The organism is Sphingomonas sp., assembly GCF_035317925.1.
Lineage (GTDB): Bacteria > Pseudomonadota > Alphaproteobacteria > Sphingomonadales > Sphingomonadaceae > Sphingomonas_I.
This window is the reverse complement of sequence record NZ_DATHFV010000176.1, coordinates 15,419-28,608: the sequence shown is the minus strand read 5'-3', so window position 1 is coordinate 28,608 and position 13,190 is coordinate 15,419. Positions and strand designations below refer to the sequence as shown.

Here is a 13,190-nt window from a genome sequence, read left to right as displayed (position 1 = left end):
GTGTCCGGCCCCGACGACAGCCGGATCGCCCCCAGCCCCGCGCGCCCGCCGCGACCAGCATATGGCCGAGCCTTGGGCTGACCGGCAGGCCCGCCACCTTGTGCCCATGCGCGGTCGGCCGCCCGTCGCCATCGATCAGATCGAACGCCGCCAGCCGCCGCTTGGCCTCGGCGATCGCGGGCGCACTCGGCGGGTCGATCCAGCGCAGGCTGGTCGGATCGGTCACCCCCCAGATCGCGCAGGCCAGCACCAGCCCCGACAGGTCCGCCTCGGCGATCTCGGGCGGATCGAACGGCGCCAGCCCCGCCGTCGCCGCCTCCTCCCACAAACGATAGACCGTGCCCGGCCCCTGCCGCCCCGACCGCCCCGCACGCTGCGTCGCCGCCGCCTGGCTGACACGTTCGGTCGAAAGCCGCGTCACTCCTGCGGCACGGTCATAACGCGGCCGCCGCGCGAGGCCTGAATCGACCACGGCCGAGACCCCGTCCAATGTCAGGCTGGTCTCGGCGATCGCGGTCGCGAGCACCAGTTTGCGCTTCCCCGCCGGCTCGCCCCGGATCGCAATCCGCTGCGCGCCCGGATCGATCTGCCCGTGCAGGCGATGGAGGTTGATCTCGGGCGCGAGTCCGGTCAGCCGCTCGGCCGTCCGCTCGATCTCGGCCACGCCGGGCAGGAAGGCGAGCACCCCGCCCTTTGTCTCGGTCAGCGCGCGCCGGATCGCGGCCGCCATATCGTCCTCGATCCGCTGCTCGCGCCGCCCGAGATAGACATGGTCGATCGGGAAAGACCGCCCCGCGCTCTCGATCACCGGCGCCCCGCCCAGCAGCCGCGAGAAGCGCGCGCCCTCCAAAGTCGCCGACATCGCCACGATCCGCAGATCGGGCCGCAGCCCCGCCTGCACGTCGAGCGCCAGCGCCAGCCCGAAATCGCCGTCGAGGCTGCGCTCATGCACCTCGTCGAACAGGACCGCGCTCGTGCCCGCCAGTTCGGGGTCGGCCTGGACCATCGCGACGAAGATGCCCTGCGTCACCACCAGCAGCCGCGTCGCGGCCGACTGCCGGCTGTCGAGCCGCGTCGCATAACCGATCCGCCCGCCGACCGCCTCGCCCGCCAATTCGGCGATCCGTTCCGCCGCCGCGCGCGCCGCGACCCGGCGCGGCGACAGCAGCAGCACGCGCCCGCCGCACCACGGCCGGTCGAGCAACGCCGGCGCCACCATTGTCGTCTTGCCCGCCCCCGGCGGCGCCACCAGCACCGCGCTCGCCCCCGCGTCGAGCGCGGCGAGCAGTTCGGGCAGTACGGCGTGGATAGGGAGGTCGGTCACGGCGTGGGCTTAGCCGCGCCAAACCCTTCCCGTCACCCCGGACTTGTTCCGGGGTCCACTCAGCGGCTTGGCGCCAGCCTCCCAGTGGATGCCGGAACAAGTCCGGCATGACGGATGGAGATCACTTCACCCGCCCCACGCCCGGCATCAGGCTCCCGACCCGCTGGCGATAGCCCCGATACTCGTCGCCAAACTCGTCGATCAGGTCGCGCTCCTCATATTGGATCGCGATCAGGATATAGACCGTCAGCCCGAACGCGAGCAGCGCGTGGCCGTAACTCATTACCGGCGTCGCCCACAAAGCGATGACGAAGCCCGAATACAGCGGATGGCGCACCAGCTTGTAGAAGAAAGGCAGCCGGAACTGCGGCGCCGCGGGCGTGCGATTGCGCAGGTTGAGGATGGTCTGGCTCAGCCCGAACAATTCGAAATGGTTGAGCAGGAAGGTCGACAGCAGGACGATCCCCCATCCCGCCGCGAACACGCCCCACAGCACGTAGCGCCCGATCGGTGCATCGACCTGCCACAACGTTCCAACAACCGGGTGCCAGAAGGCAAGCAGCAGGATCAGGACCAGGCTCGCGCTGAGCACATAGATTGCCCGCTCGATCGGCTTGGGCACGATCCGCGTCCACACCGCCTTGAAGCCCGGCCGCGCCATCACGCTATGCTGCAGCCCGAACAGGGTGATCAGCGCGATGTCGATCGGCACCGCGAGCGCCACCGGCCCGGATATGCCCCAAAAGGGATTGGTGTCGACGTTGGTCGGCAGCTGCGGCAGCCCGGCGACGAAGCCGATCAGATAGAGAAAGGTGGCGAAAAAGAAGATGTAGATGGCCGTCGCCAGCAGCACGTAAAAAGCACGAGTCATGAGAAGTCCCTCCCGGAAGCGGGTGATCGTAACACCGGCAAGGCAGGATGGTTAGGGCCGATCCGGACAAACTACCGGGGTGATCGCGCGCATCGAGGCGCTTCAAACCCGCGCGCCGATCCGCCATAGGATCGCGCGATGGCCAAGCTCTATTTCTACTACGCCTCGATGAACGCGGGTAAGTCGACCACCCTGCTCCAGGCCGACTTCAACTATCGCGAGCGCGGCATGGCGACGATGCTGTGGACCGCCGCGATCGACGACCGTTATCGCGCGGGCACGATCAGTTCGCGCATCGGGCTGGAGACGCCCGCCAATCTGTTCGAAACCGGCACCGATCTCGAAGCCGCGATCCTCGAACAGCATGCGCAAACCCCGCTCAGCTGCGTGCTCGTCGACGAAGCCCAGTTCCTGACGCGCGACCAGGTGCTCCAGCTCGCCGCGATCTGCGACCAGGCCGGCATCCCGGTGATCGCCTATGGCCTGCGCACCGATTTCCAGGCCGAGCTGTTCGAAGGCAGCAAATGGCTGCTCGCGCTCGCCGACAGTCTGAACGAGATCAAGGCGGTGTGCGGCTGCGGCCGCAAGGCGACGATGAACCTGCGCGTCGATGCCAGCGGCCGCGTCGCCCGCGAGGGCGCGCAGACCGAGATCGGCGGCAACGATCGCTACATGGCGTTGTGCCGCCGCCACTTCATGAAAGCGATGCGCGACGGCGCCCTTCCCGACTATCGCTGAACACTCTAGCATCCTGACAAAGATCAGGAGTCTCCCCCCGCATGCTCACCAATCGTCGCGAATTGCTCGCCGGCGCCGGCGCGATCGGCGTCGCTGCCGCCATGCCCGCTCTGGCGCAAGGCACACCAGGCGATACGCAGGCGATCCTGCTGCTCGACACGATCACCAGCCAGTTGCTCGACGATTTTCCCGAAACCGCGGCGGGCCTCGGCATCGACAAGGGGCCGCGCGTCGGCTTGCGCAGCCGCTTCGGCGACCGCAGCCACGAAGCCGATTTCAAGCGCGCCGCGCGCTGCGCCCAGAACCTCGCCAAGCTGCGCGCGATCGACCGCACCGGCCTGTCCCACAGCGTCGCGCTCGATCTCGACGTTTGCCAGAGCGCGCACGAGCTGGCCGATGAAGGCTGGAAAACGATGCCGGTCGGCGACAATGCGATCTTCAACACCAACAACAGCTATCGCAGCACGCCCTATGTCGTGGCGCAGAATACCGGCGCCTTCGTCGAGCTGCCCGACACGCTCGAAAACCATCACGACGTCGCCAATGAGGACGATGCCGAGGCCTATCTCTCGCGCCTCGATTCCTACGCGCTCGCGCTCAACGGCGAGACCGGGCGGCTGATCGTCGATCAGGCCAAGGGCGCGATCCTGCCCGGCTTCCTGATCGATATCGCGGTCAAGGAACTGACCGGGATGCGCGACCAGCCGATCGACCAGTGGACCATCCTCGAAAGCTTCCGCGTCAAATGCGAGCATGCGGGCCTGCCGGCCAAGCGCGTCGAGCAGGCGAAGTCGGTCTGCCAGGGCCTGATCGCGCCCGCGCTCGGCCGTCAGATCGACGCCTTCGCGCTCGCCCGCCCCAAGGCGAGCGACGTGCCCGGCGTGTGGCAGCGCCCCGATGGCGACGCTTATTACAGCTGGCTGGTCAAGGCCGGCACCACCACGGAAGCCACCCCCGACGAGCTCCACAAACTGGGCGTCGAGCAGAACAAGGCGCTCAATGCCGAAATCGACACGTTGCTCAAGGCGCAGGGCATCACCAAGGGCAGCGTCGGCGAACGGCTGACCGCGCTCTCCAGGCGCCCCGATCTGCTCTTCTCGGACGACGATGCCGGCCGCGCCAAATTGCTGGCCTATCTCAACGGCCGCATCGCCGACGTCCGCACCCGCCTGCCACGCGCCTTCGCGACGATGGTGAAGGGCAATCTCGTCATCAAGCGCGTGCCGCCCGCGATCCAGGACGGCATGCCCGACGGCTATGCCGGCCCCGGCTCGATCGACGGCACCACGCCCGGCATCTATTATATCAACCTCAAGGACACCTCGAACTGGCCGCGTTATGCGCTGCCGACGCTCTGCTATCACGAGGGCATTCCCGGCCACGTCTGGCAGGGCGAATATAGCTACAAGCTCCCGCTGATCCGCTCCTTGCTCGCCTTCAATGCCTATTCCGAAGGCTGGGCGCTCTATTCCGAGCAATTGGGCGACGAGCTGGGCTGCTATGCCGACGATCCGCTGGGCAAGATCGGCTATCTCCAGTCGATCAATTTCCGCGCCTGCCGGCTGGTGGTCGATACCGGCATCCACGCCAAGCGGTGGAGCTTCGATCAGGCGCTCGACTGGTTCAGCCAGGGCACCGGCCAGCCGCGCGAGCAATTGCGCGCCGAACTCAACCGTTATTGCTCGTGGCCCGGCCAGGCGTGCGGCTACAAGATGGGCCATAACGAGATCAACCGGCTGCGAACCAAGGCAAAAGCATCGCTCGGCGCGCGGTTCGATCTGCGCACGTTCGACGATGCGATCGTGCTCGGCGGCAACATGCCGCTCACCATGCTCGCCCGCGTCGTCGACCATTATGTAGCGACCGCGCGCACCTGATTGGTTTGACGGGGGAAACAAAAGGCGCCGGATCGAACCGGAACGGCCGACATGCGTTCTTGTCCGATGGCGCGGTTCTTCCTGCATATAAACAATGGCGGCGGTTATGCCGAAGACCCCGAAGGCCAGGACGCCGCGGATCTCGACGAGGCGTACCGCAGGGCGATCGACGGCGTCCGCTCGATGTTGAGCGAAGAGGCGCGCCACGGCCAGCTTGACCTGTCCGGCTCGATCGAAATCTCCGACGGCGACGGCAACACCCTGCTGATCGTCCCCTTCCGCGAGGCGGTCGACCTGCGCCTGCACGGGTAACCAATCACTGCCGCTTGCAAGCCGGCACGACCCTCCCATCTAAAGCTCGAAACGGAGCTTTTGGACATGAGCAGCAAGCCGATCCGCATTCCCGGACCCGATCATCCCATCACGATCGAACCCAGCCCCGGCCGGGTCGTGGTCAAGCTGGGCGCCAGGATCGTCGCCGACAGCCGCGAGGCGCTGACCTTGCGCGAAGCGAACTACCCCGCCGTCCACTATATCCCGCGCAAGGACGTCCAGATGACCTTGCTCGAACCCAGCCCGCACCAGACCTATTGCCCCTACAAGGGCGACGCCTCCTATCTCGGAGCGCCGGGCCTGCCCAATGCGGTCTGGAGCTATGAGACGCCCTATCCGGCGGTGGCCGACATCGCCGGCCATCTCGCTTTCTATCCCGACCGTTTCGCTATTTCGGTCGAATAGCGAGCGCCTGGCGGACGGAGGGTAAAAGCCGCCCCACGATGATCCGGACGCCTTGGGCATTGGGATGGAGCCCGTCCGCCTGGATCAGCGCCCGCTTCCCGGCCACGCCATCGAGGAAGAAGGGATAGAGGCGCGCGCGATATTTTTGGGCCAGCGCCGGATAGATGGCATCGAATTCGCGCACATAATCCGGGCCGAGATTGGGCGATGCCCTCATGCCGGCGATCAGGACGCGGATGTGCCGGCGATCCAGTTCCGCCAGGATCAGATCGAGGTTGGCCCTGGCCTGTTCCGGCGGAAGCCCGCGCAGCATGTCATTCGCGCCAAGCTCGACGATCACCAGATCCGGCTTTGCCTCAAGGCCGCGTAGCCCCCACAATAAACGCGCGCGGCCCTGCCTTGTGGTGTCGCCCGAAATGCCGCCGTTCCGCACCGTCGCGGGCACACCCGCCTGCCGCAACGCCAGTTCCAATTGACGGGTGAAGCCGTCCGCGGGCGGCAGGCCATAACCCGCGGTCAGGCTGTCGCCGAGCGCCCAGATCAGCGGCCCGGCCGCCTGCGCGGGGGCCGCCACGAGCAGCGCACCTAAACAAAAGACGACCATGCGATGGACAAGCCGCTGCGCCGCACCATATCCCGCCAGCAATGCCATCACCGTCGTCTCCGCCATCGCCCGTACTCCAGGATGGCGATAGCGTCCTGATCCAGGCGCGCAATCTGACCTTGTCGCTCGGACGCGCCCCGGCGCGGGTCGAGATATTGCGTGGTGTCGATCTTATTGTTGCGGCGGGCGAGAGCGTGGCCCTGCTCGGCCCGTCCGGCTCGGGCAAATCCTCGCTGATGGCCTTGCTGGCCGGGCTGGAGCGGCCGACCGGCGGGAGCATCCATGTCGCCGGCCTGGATTTCGCGGCGCTCGATGAGGATCGCCTCGCCATCGCCCGGCGCGGAAGGATCGGCATCGTGCTGCAGGCCTTCCATCTGCTGCCGACCATGACCGCGCTCGAAAATGTCGCGGTGCCGCTGGAACTGGCCGGCGAGCCCAACGCCTTCGCCCGCGCCGAAGCCGAACTGAACGCGGTCGGCCTCGCGCACCGCCTGCGCCATTATCCCGCCCAGCTTTCCGGCGGCGAGCAGCAGAGGGTCGCGATCGCGCGGGCAATCGCGCCGCGCCCCGCTTTGCTGTTCGCCGACGAGCCCACCGGCAATCTCGACACCGCGACCGGCGCCGAGATCATGGACCTCCTGTTCGCGCGCCACGCCGATGCCGGCGCCACCTTGTTCGTCATCACCCACGATCCCAGGCTCGCCGAACGCTGCGCCCGCGTGATCGAGCTCGCCGACGGCCGCATCCTGTCCGACCGGCGCCGCGCGTGAACCAGGCCTGGCGGCTGGCGCTGCGCGATCTGCGCGCGGGCGGCCGCGGTCTGTGGCTACTCGCTTTGTGCCTGTTCCTCGGCACCGCGGCGCTCGCCGGTATCGGCAGCTTGTCCGCCAGCATCACCAGCGCGCTCGACGCGCAAAGCCACATCAGCCTGGGCGGCGACCTTGAGATGCGCGTCTCGCAGCGGCTGGCGACGGTGGAGGAGTCCGCCGCCTTCGCCCAGGTCGGCCGGGTTTCCGAAACCGTCCGCATGCGCGCCATGGCGCAGCCGGCGACGGGCGGCGCGCCCGCGCTCGTGACGCTGAAAGCGGTCGATGCGGCGTGGCCGCTGACCGGGCAATTCGCGCTCCAGTCCGGTGGCCGGCAGCCGCGCGGGCTCCAAGCCGCGATCGCGCCCGCGCTCGCCGATCGTCTCGGCATCCGGGTCGGCGATGCGATCCGGGTCGGCTCCGCGCGGCTGACCGTTACCGGCCTCGTCGCCAACGAACCCGACCGGCTGGGCGAGGGTTTCAGCCTGGGTCCCCTCGTACTTACCGACATGGCGGGGCTCGACGCGACCGGGCTGGTCCAGCCGGGCAGCCTGTATGAAAGCCGCTATCGCCTGCTCCTGCCGCCCACTGCCAACGCGCAGGCGCTGGGCGATCGGTTGGTGCGCCGTTTCCCGAGCGCGGGCTGGACAATGCGCACGCCCGAAGGCGCGACCGACACGCTCCGGCGGACCATCACCCAGCTCGGCCAGTTCCTGCTGCTGGTTGGATTGGCCGCGCTTGCCATTGCCGGCGTCGGCGTTGGCAGCGGGGTCAGCGCCTATCTCGCCCGCAAGACGCGCACCATCGCCACGCTCAAGGTGCTGGGCGCACGTTCGGGCACGATCGCGGCGATGTTCCTGATCCAGCTCGGCCTCGTCGCGGGCGGCGGCATCGGCGCGGGGCTCCTGCTGGGCGCTGCGCTGCCTGCGATCGTCACGGCCGCGGTGGGCAATGCCTTGCCGGTACCGCCCCGGCTCGACCTCTATCCGCTGCCGTTGCTGGTAGCGGCCGGGCTCAGTCTGCTGGTCGCCTTGCTGTTCGCCCTGCCCGCGCTGGCGCGCGCCCGTTCGGTGCCGGCCGCCACCCTGTTGCGCGATGCGCTCGCGCCAGCCTTGCGGCCGTCGGCAGCGGTGCTGGCGGGTATGGCGGCTCTGGTGCTGGCGCTGGTGGCGCTGGCGGTGCTCACCGCCACCGACCGCACGATCGCGCTCGGCTTCGTCGGCGCGACCGGTGCGCTCATCCTGGGCCTGTGGCTGATCGGTCTGGCACTCCGCCTGACGCTGGCGCGCCTGCCCAAGCCGCGCCGCCCCCTGTTCCGCCTCGCGCTCGCCAATCTCCATCGCCCCGGTGCCGCGACCGACCGGCTGATCGTCGCCCTCGGCCTCGGCTTCTCGCTGTTCGTGGCGCTGGCGGTGATCGACACCAGCCTGTCGAGCGAGATCAAGGGCGCGGCCCCGGCCAAGGCGCCACGCTTCTTCGCGATCGACCTCCAGCCGGAGGATGCGGCGCGCTTCCGCAACGCCGTCACCGCCGCCGCCCCCGGCGCGCGGATCGAGACGACGCCGTCGCTGCGGGGCGCGATCGTCGCGCTGAAGGGCGTGCGCGTTGCCGACATGAAAAATCTGCCCGACGGCGCCTGGATCCTGAAGGGCGATCGCAACGTCACCTGGTCCGCCGCCGTCCCGCCGCGCAACATCGTCGTGGCCGGGCGCTGGTGGCCGCCTGGCTATCGCGGGCCGCCGCTGGTTTCGCTGGAAGACAAGGCTGCACAGACGCTCGGCCTCAAGGTCGGCGATACGATCACCGTCTCGGTTCTGGGGGTTGAGGTGCCCGCCCGGATCGCGGCATTGCGCAAGGTCGATTGGGGCGCGATGGGCCTCAACTTCGCAGTCATCTTCTCGCCCGGCTATATCGAGGAAGCGCCGCATGGACTGCTCGCCAGCGTCTATGCCGCGCCCGACCGCGACGGTGCCATCGCCCGCGCGGTCGCCGATGCGTTGCCCTCGGTCTCGATGATCCGCACCGGCGACATCATCGGCCAGATCGGCAGCCTGCTCGGCCAGATCGCGCTCGCGATCCGCGCGGCCGCCACCGTGACAGTCGCCGCGGGGATCGTCGTGCTGATCGGCGCGGTCACCGCGTCGGGCCAGTCTCGCCGCTACGATATCGCCATCCTCAAGCTGCTCGGCGGCAGCCGGCGGCAGGTGCTGACCGGTCAGGCGATCGAATATGCCTTGTTGTCGGCACTGCTGGTGGGGGTCGCCCTGACCGTAGGTGGCGTCGGCGGCTGGTATGTCGTGACGCAGGTGCTGGCGTTGCCGTGGGCGCCTGACATGCGGGTCGTGGCCGCAACACTGGCCGCATCGATCGCGATGACTTTGGGGGTTGGCATGCTGGGCAGCCTGCCCGTGCTATCCGCCCGGCCCGCCGAGACGCTGCGCGGAGACTGACGGGACTTAGTAAGCCCGCGCCACAGCGAATTCGACCGCTTCGATCAAAGCCGCCTTGGCCGGGCCGCTGCCCACACCGGCGAGCGCGTCGATCGCGCGCTGGCCGTAATGGCGGGCGCGTTCGAGCGTGTCGGCGATCGCGTCGCTCTTCGACAGCAGCGACGTCGCGTGGGCGAGATCCTCATCGGAGGTGCGATGGCCCTCCATCGCCTCGCGCCAGAAGCGGCGCTCGACGTCGTTGCCGCGCGCATGCGCCAGGATCACCGGCAATGTGACCTTGCCGTCGCGGAAATCGTCGCCCGCATCCTTGCCCATCGTCGCCTGATCCGACGCATAATCGATCGCGTCGTCGACCAATTGGAAGGCGATGCCGAGATAGCGGCCATAGGCGTCGAGCGCCTCCTCGACCGCCATGTCGCGCTCGGCGACGACCGATGCGATGCGGCAGGCGGCGGCGAACAAGGCGGCGGTCTTGGCGCCGATAATGTCGAGATAGCGCTCCTCGCTCGTCTCGATCCGGCGCTGCGCGGTCAATTGATTGACCTCGCCTTCCGCGATTACCGCGCTCGCGCCCGACAATATCTTGAGCACGCGCAGCGAGCCGTCCTCGACCATCAGTTCGAACGCGCGGCTGAACAGGAAATCGCCGACCAGCACGCTCGCCGGATTGCCCCAGATGATGTTGGCGGTGCGGCGGCCGCGGCGCAGCCCCGATCCGTCGACCACATCGTCGTGCAGCAGGGTCGCGGTGTGGATGAACTCGACCGCGGCGGCGAGCTTGTGGTGGCGGTTGCCGGGATAATCGAGCAGCCGCGCGCAGGCCAAAGTCAGCATCGGCCGCATGCGCTTGCCGCCGCCCGCGATCAGGTGACCGGCGAGTTCGGGAATCAGCGGCACATCCGATTGCATGCGGGCGAGGATGACGCTGTTGACCTGGTTCATGTCGGCCGCGACCAGCTTGATCATCGGATCGAGCGAGGGCGCAGATGTGCGGTGAAGCGGCGTAACCGTGGCGGCCATGGGCCGGGCCTTTGGCCTTTGCCGCGCACAAAGGCAAGCGGACGGCTTGCGCGTGCGGCGGACCGCCCGCATGAGGGCGACGGAACGAAGGAGATCCTGCCGTGGCCGACGCCCAGCTCGACGAATATCGCCAGAGCATCGACAATATCGACATGGCGCTGATCTGCCTGCTGGCGGAGCGATTCAAGGTCACCCAGGCGGTCGGCCGCTACAAGGCGCAGGCAGGCCTGCCCCCCGCCGACCCGAAGCGCGAGGCCGAACAGATCGCCCGGCTGCGCGGTCTCGCCCAGACCGCGCATCTCGACCCCGATTTCTCCGAAAAATTCCTGCGCTTCGTGATCGACGAGGTGATCCGCCACCATGAGCGCGTAAGGGACGATCAGGCCTGAATCGTCACCCTGAACTTGTTTCAGGGTCCATTTCGCGGCTTGGTGCCAGCCTCTCGATGGATGCTGAAACAAGTTCAGCATGACGGGGGTTTTGCCCGGTTGGCTCGGCCCGATCATCGGGCTAAGCCCGACGCATGCACTATGAGCAGCAATATCTCGATCTGCTGAAACGGGTCTGGGAGACGGGCGACGAGCGGCGCGACCGCACCGGCGTCGGCACGCGCAGCCTGTTCGGCGCGCAGATGCGATTCGATCTGTCCGGCAACCGCATCCCCCTGCTCACCACCAAGCGCGTCGCGTGGAAGACGGCGGCGCGCGAGCTGTTCTGGTTCCTGAGCGGATCGACCAACATCCGGCCTCTGGTCGCGGACAAGGTCCATATCTGGACCGATTGGCCGCTCGACAAATATCGCCGCGCGACCGGCGAGGATATCGACCGCGACGCGTTCGAAGCCCGCATCCTCGCTGACGATTCCTTCGCGATCGAATGGGGCGAACTCGGCCCGGTCTATGGCAAGCAGTGGGTCGATTGGCCGAATTACGAGGCGGCCGACATACCCGGTCTCTACAAGCCCGGTCCCGGCATCAACCAGATCGCGCTGCTGGTCGAAAGTCTGCGCAACAACCCCGCGTCGCGGCGCCATATCTTCACCGGCTGGAACGTCGCCGAGCTGGAGGGGATGTCGCTTCCGCCCTGCCACATGACCTACCAATATCATGTCTCGGACGGGAAGCTGTCGGGCATGCTGTGGCAGCGCTCGTGCGATCTCGGGCTCGGCTTCGCCTTCAACGTCTTCTCGGCGAGCCTGCTGATCGCGATGCTGGCGCAGCAATGCGATCTCGAGCCGGGCGAACTGATCTGGAGCGGCGGCGACGTCCACGTCTATCTCAACCACCAGCATCTGGTGGATGAGCAACTCGCGCGCACGCCCGAGGGCGAACCAAAGCTGCGCCTGCTGCGCAAACCGCCCAGCATCTTCGACTACACAATCGAGGATATCGAGGTCAGCGACTACGCGCCCCAGGCGCACATCGCCGCGCCCGTCGCGGTATGAAGCGCCTCGTTCTCGCACTGCCGCTGATCGCCGCAGCCTGTTCCACCCCCGCTCCGCCGCCCAAGCCGGTCGCGCCGCCGCCCCCGGCGGTGGTGGTCCCGCCCAAGCCCGTCACGCCGACCGACTGGCGCGACAAGCCCTACACGCCGGGCGCGTGGCATTATGCCGATCGTACCGCCACCTACGGCCCCGACGGCGCCCCGCCCTTGCTGACGATGACGTGCGATTATGGCCGCCGCCTCGTCGTGCTGTCGGTCGCGGGCGCGTTGCCGTCGCTGACGATCCGCACCTCCTACGCCCAGCGCGACTGGCCGGCGCAGGCGGGCGCCGACGGCCGCAGCCAGATATCGTTCGCGCCGGCCGACCCCGCACTCGACCAGATCGCCTTCAGCCGCGGCCGCTTCTCGATCAGCGCCCCCGGCCTCGCCGAAATCGACATCCCAGCCTGGGCTGAACCCGGCCGCGTGATCGAGGATTGCCGTAGCTAACGCGCCCAACTGAGAAACCTCTGCCGCGCTCGTCCGTTTTCTGGCGGTCTGTAGCGTCAGGAGGCGGCGATGATCCGCAAGCTCAAGTCCGGGGAATATCGGCTTTATTCGCGCAAGAAGGGCGATGACGGGAAGCGCAGGAATCTCGGCACGTTCGACAGCAGGGAAGCCGCGCAGAAGCACGAGCGCGACGTTCAATATTTCAAGCGGCACTAACCAGTGGCCATCCGCCACTGGTCGCAGGATGTGACCGCGCATTCGAACGCGCTCGATCTCGATCGCGATGTGTTCACGCTCGACGATCCGAAGGCGATCGCCGCGTCGCTCAAACATTCGGCCGAGCATAGCAAGCGCCGCAAGGGCACTGCCTTCCAGTCGGCGATGTCGATGCTGACCTTCTACATCAACCGCGCCGGCCACGGGCTGGAGGCGCCCCAGAAGAAAATTCTGGAGCGGGCCAAGGATGAGTTGCGGGAAATGTTCGGCAAGGCTCCGACACGAAGCAAAGCATCCTGACGTAAAAATATTTGATTTCAAGTCTTGTTAGTATGCGCCGGATGAATCACATTCGCCTTGCTCTTCAATTTAGCGAAAGGAGGTGACCGATGTCTCATGGTTCAGCTTGGGGGTCGGTTCTGTCCGTTCGGGAGACGTGTTGCTAGCTTCGGTTAGGAACACCGGGGTCTCCCGGGCCGATTGATCTGGCCGCTGACCCATGTTGGAAGGGTCGCTGGGGTAACCCGGCGGCCCTTCTTCCGTTTTGGGCGCGTTTCCGCTCTGGTAAGGGCCGATCCAATCCACGCCTGTTTTGCGTATGTTACGAGCCCGAA

At 67.4% G+C, this 13,190-nt stretch carries 15 protein-coding genes; 11 read left to right on the top strand and 4 right to left on the bottom strand.

Annotation, left to right across the window (positions count from 1 at the left end):
* Window positions 1-1,324: DEAD/DEAH box helicase (locus VK533_RS13195; protein ID WP_324378379.1), on the bottom strand; the 1,324-nt coding region annotated here is incomplete at its 3' end.
* A gap of 121 nt (window positions 1,325-1,445) precedes the next feature.
* Complete coding sequence (gene mddA / locus VK533_RS13190; protein ID WP_324378377.1) at window positions 1,446-2,195, bottom strand: methanethiol S-methyltransferase; 750 nt, start codon at window positions 2,193-2,195, stop codon at window positions 1,446-1,448.
* Between the two features lie 138 nt (window positions 2,196-2,333).
* Between mddA and VK533_RS13185 the strand changes: the two genes are divergently transcribed.
* The 4 genes from VK533_RS13185 (at window position 2,334) to VK533_RS13170 (ending at window position 5,548) form a co-directional block, all read left to right on the top strand.
* Entirely contained in the window at window positions 2,334-2,933 is a 600-nt protein-coding gene (locus tag VK533_RS13185; protein WP_324378375.1) for a thymidine kinase, read from the top strand.
* Between the two features lie 41 nt (window positions 2,934-2,974).
* Window positions 2,975-4,810 (top strand): DUF885 domain-containing protein, encoded by a 1,836-nt coding sequence (locus VK533_RS13180; protein ID WP_324378373.1) that lies wholly within the window; start codon window positions 2,975-2,977, stop codon window positions 4,808-4,810.
* 51 nt (window positions 4,811-4,861) lie between these two features.
* Window positions 4,862-5,122 carry a DUF6894 family protein gene (locus VK533_RS13175; protein WP_324378371.1) on the top strand — a complete coding sequence of 87 codons (261 nt, stop codon included), beginning with the start codon at window positions 4,862-4,864 and terminating at the stop codon, window positions 5,120-5,122.
* A gap of 66 nt (window positions 5,123-5,188) precedes the next feature.
* The gene (locus VK533_RS13170) at window positions 5,189-5,548 is read left to right on the top strand and encodes a DUF427 domain-containing protein (protein ID WP_324378369.1); all 360 of its coding nucleotides are present in this window, start codon (window positions 5,189-5,191) and stop codon (window positions 5,546-5,548) included.
* Here VK533_RS13170 and VK533_RS13165 read toward each other — a convergent pair.
* Window positions 5,532-6,152 (bottom strand): arylesterase, encoded by a 621-nt coding sequence (locus VK533_RS13165; protein ID WP_324378383.1) that lies wholly within the window; start codon window positions 6,150-6,152, stop codon window positions 5,532-5,534. The two genes, VK533_RS13170 and VK533_RS13165, sit on opposite strands and share 17 nt — an antisense overlap.
* A 41-nt stretch (window positions 6,153-6,193) precedes the next feature.
* Between VK533_RS13165 and VK533_RS13160 the strand changes: the two genes are divergently transcribed.
* A complete protein-coding gene (locus VK533_RS13160) occupies window positions 6,194-6,922 on the top strand; it encodes an ABC transporter ATP-binding protein (RefSeq protein ID WP_324378367.1) in 729 nt (242 codons plus the stop codon).
* Window positions 6,919-9,408, top strand: a complete 2,490-nt coding sequence (locus VK533_RS13155; protein ID WP_324378365.1) for an ABC transporter permease — start codon at window positions 6,919-6,921, stop codon at window positions 9,406-9,408. Before VK533_RS13160 ends, VK533_RS13155 begins: the two co-directional genes overlap by 4 nt.
* 6 nt (window positions 9,409-9,414) lie before the next feature.
* Here the strand turns inward: VK533_RS13155 and VK533_RS13150 are convergent, their stop codons facing one another.
* Entirely contained in the window at window positions 9,415-10,428 is a 1,014-nt protein-coding gene (locus tag VK533_RS13150; RefSeq protein WP_324378363.1) for a polyprenyl synthetase family protein, read from the bottom strand.
* Between the two features lie 101 nt (window positions 10,429-10,529).
* Here VK533_RS13150 and VK533_RS13145 point away from each other — a divergent pair, with 101 nt between their 5' ends.
* From VK533_RS13145 to VK533_RS13125, 5 genes are all read left to right on the top strand, one after another.
* Window positions 10,530-10,817 carry a chorismate mutase gene (locus tag VK533_RS13145; protein ID WP_324378361.1) on the top strand — a complete coding sequence of 96 codons (288 nt, stop codon included), beginning with the start codon at window positions 10,530-10,532 and terminating at the stop codon, window positions 10,815-10,817.
* Between the two features lie 134 nt (window positions 10,818-10,951).
* Entirely contained in the window at window positions 10,952-11,872 is a 921-nt protein-coding gene (gene thyA, locus VK533_RS13140) for a thymidylate synthase (protein ID WP_324378359.1), read from the top strand.
* Window positions 11,869-12,360 carry a hypothetical protein gene (locus tag VK533_RS13135; RefSeq protein WP_324378357.1) on the top strand — a complete coding sequence of 164 codons (492 nt, stop codon included), beginning with the start codon at window positions 11,869-11,871 and terminating at the stop codon, window positions 12,358-12,360. Before thyA ends, VK533_RS13135 begins: the two co-directional genes overlap by 4 nt.
* Before the next feature lie 69 nt (window positions 12,361-12,429).
* Window positions 12,430-12,576: a hypothetical protein gene (locus VK533_RS13130; RefSeq protein WP_324378355.1), complete on the top strand. Its 147-nt coding sequence runs from the start codon at window positions 12,430-12,432 to the stop codon at window positions 12,574-12,576.
* 3 nt (window positions 12,577-12,579) lie between these two features.
* Window positions 12,580-12,876: a DUF3175 domain-containing protein gene (locus tag VK533_RS13125; protein ID WP_324378353.1), complete on the top strand. Its 297-nt coding sequence runs from the start codon at window positions 12,580-12,582 to the stop codon at window positions 12,874-12,876.
* Window positions 12,877-13,190: the final 314 nt, after the last annotated feature.

What these genes read in the sequence shown, in the direction of transcription:
- mddA (WP_324378377.1), bottom strand. Translation starts at nt 2,195, where the DNA reads ATGACTCGTGCTTTTTACGTGCTGCTGGCGACGGCCATCTACATCTTC.
- VK533_RS13185 (WP_324378375.1), top strand. Translation starts at nt 2,334, where the DNA reads ATGGCCAAGCTCTATTTCTACTACGCCTCGATGAACGCGGGTAAGTCG.
- VK533_RS13180 (WP_324378373.1), top strand. Translation starts at nt 2,975, where the DNA reads ATGCTCACCAATCGTCGCGAATTGCTCGCCGGCGCCGGCGCGATCGGC.
- VK533_RS13175 (WP_324378371.1), top strand. Translation starts at nt 4,862, where the DNA reads ATGCGTTCTTGTCCGATGGCGCGGTTCTTCCTGCATATAAACAATGGC.
- VK533_RS13170 (WP_324378369.1), top strand. Translation starts at nt 5,189, where the DNA reads ATGAGCAGCAAGCCGATCCGCATTCCCGGACCCGATCATCCCATCACG.
- VK533_RS13165 (WP_324378383.1), bottom strand. Translation starts at nt 6,152, where the DNA reads ATGGTCGTCTTTTGTTTAGGTGCGCTGCTCGTGGCGGCCCCCGCGCAG.
- VK533_RS13160 (WP_324378367.1), top strand. Translation starts at nt 6,194, where the DNA reads ATGCCATCACCGTCGTCTCCGCCATCGCCCGTACTCCAGGATGGCGAT.
- VK533_RS13150 (WP_324378363.1), bottom strand. Translation starts at nt 10,428, where the DNA reads ATGGCCGCCACGGTTACGCCGCTTCACCGCACATCTGCGCCCTCGCTC.
- thyA (WP_324378359.1), top strand. Translation starts at nt 10,952, where the DNA reads ATGCACTATGAGCAGCAATATCTCGATCTGCTGAAACGGGTCTGGGAG.
- VK533_RS13135 (WP_324378357.1), top strand. Translation starts at nt 11,869, where the DNA reads ATGAAGCGCCTCGTTCTCGCACTGCCGCTGATCGCCGCAGCCTGTTCC.
- VK533_RS13130 (WP_324378355.1), top strand. Translation starts at nt 12,430, where the DNA reads ATGATCCGCAAGCTCAAGTCCGGGGAATATCGGCTTTATTCGCGCAAG.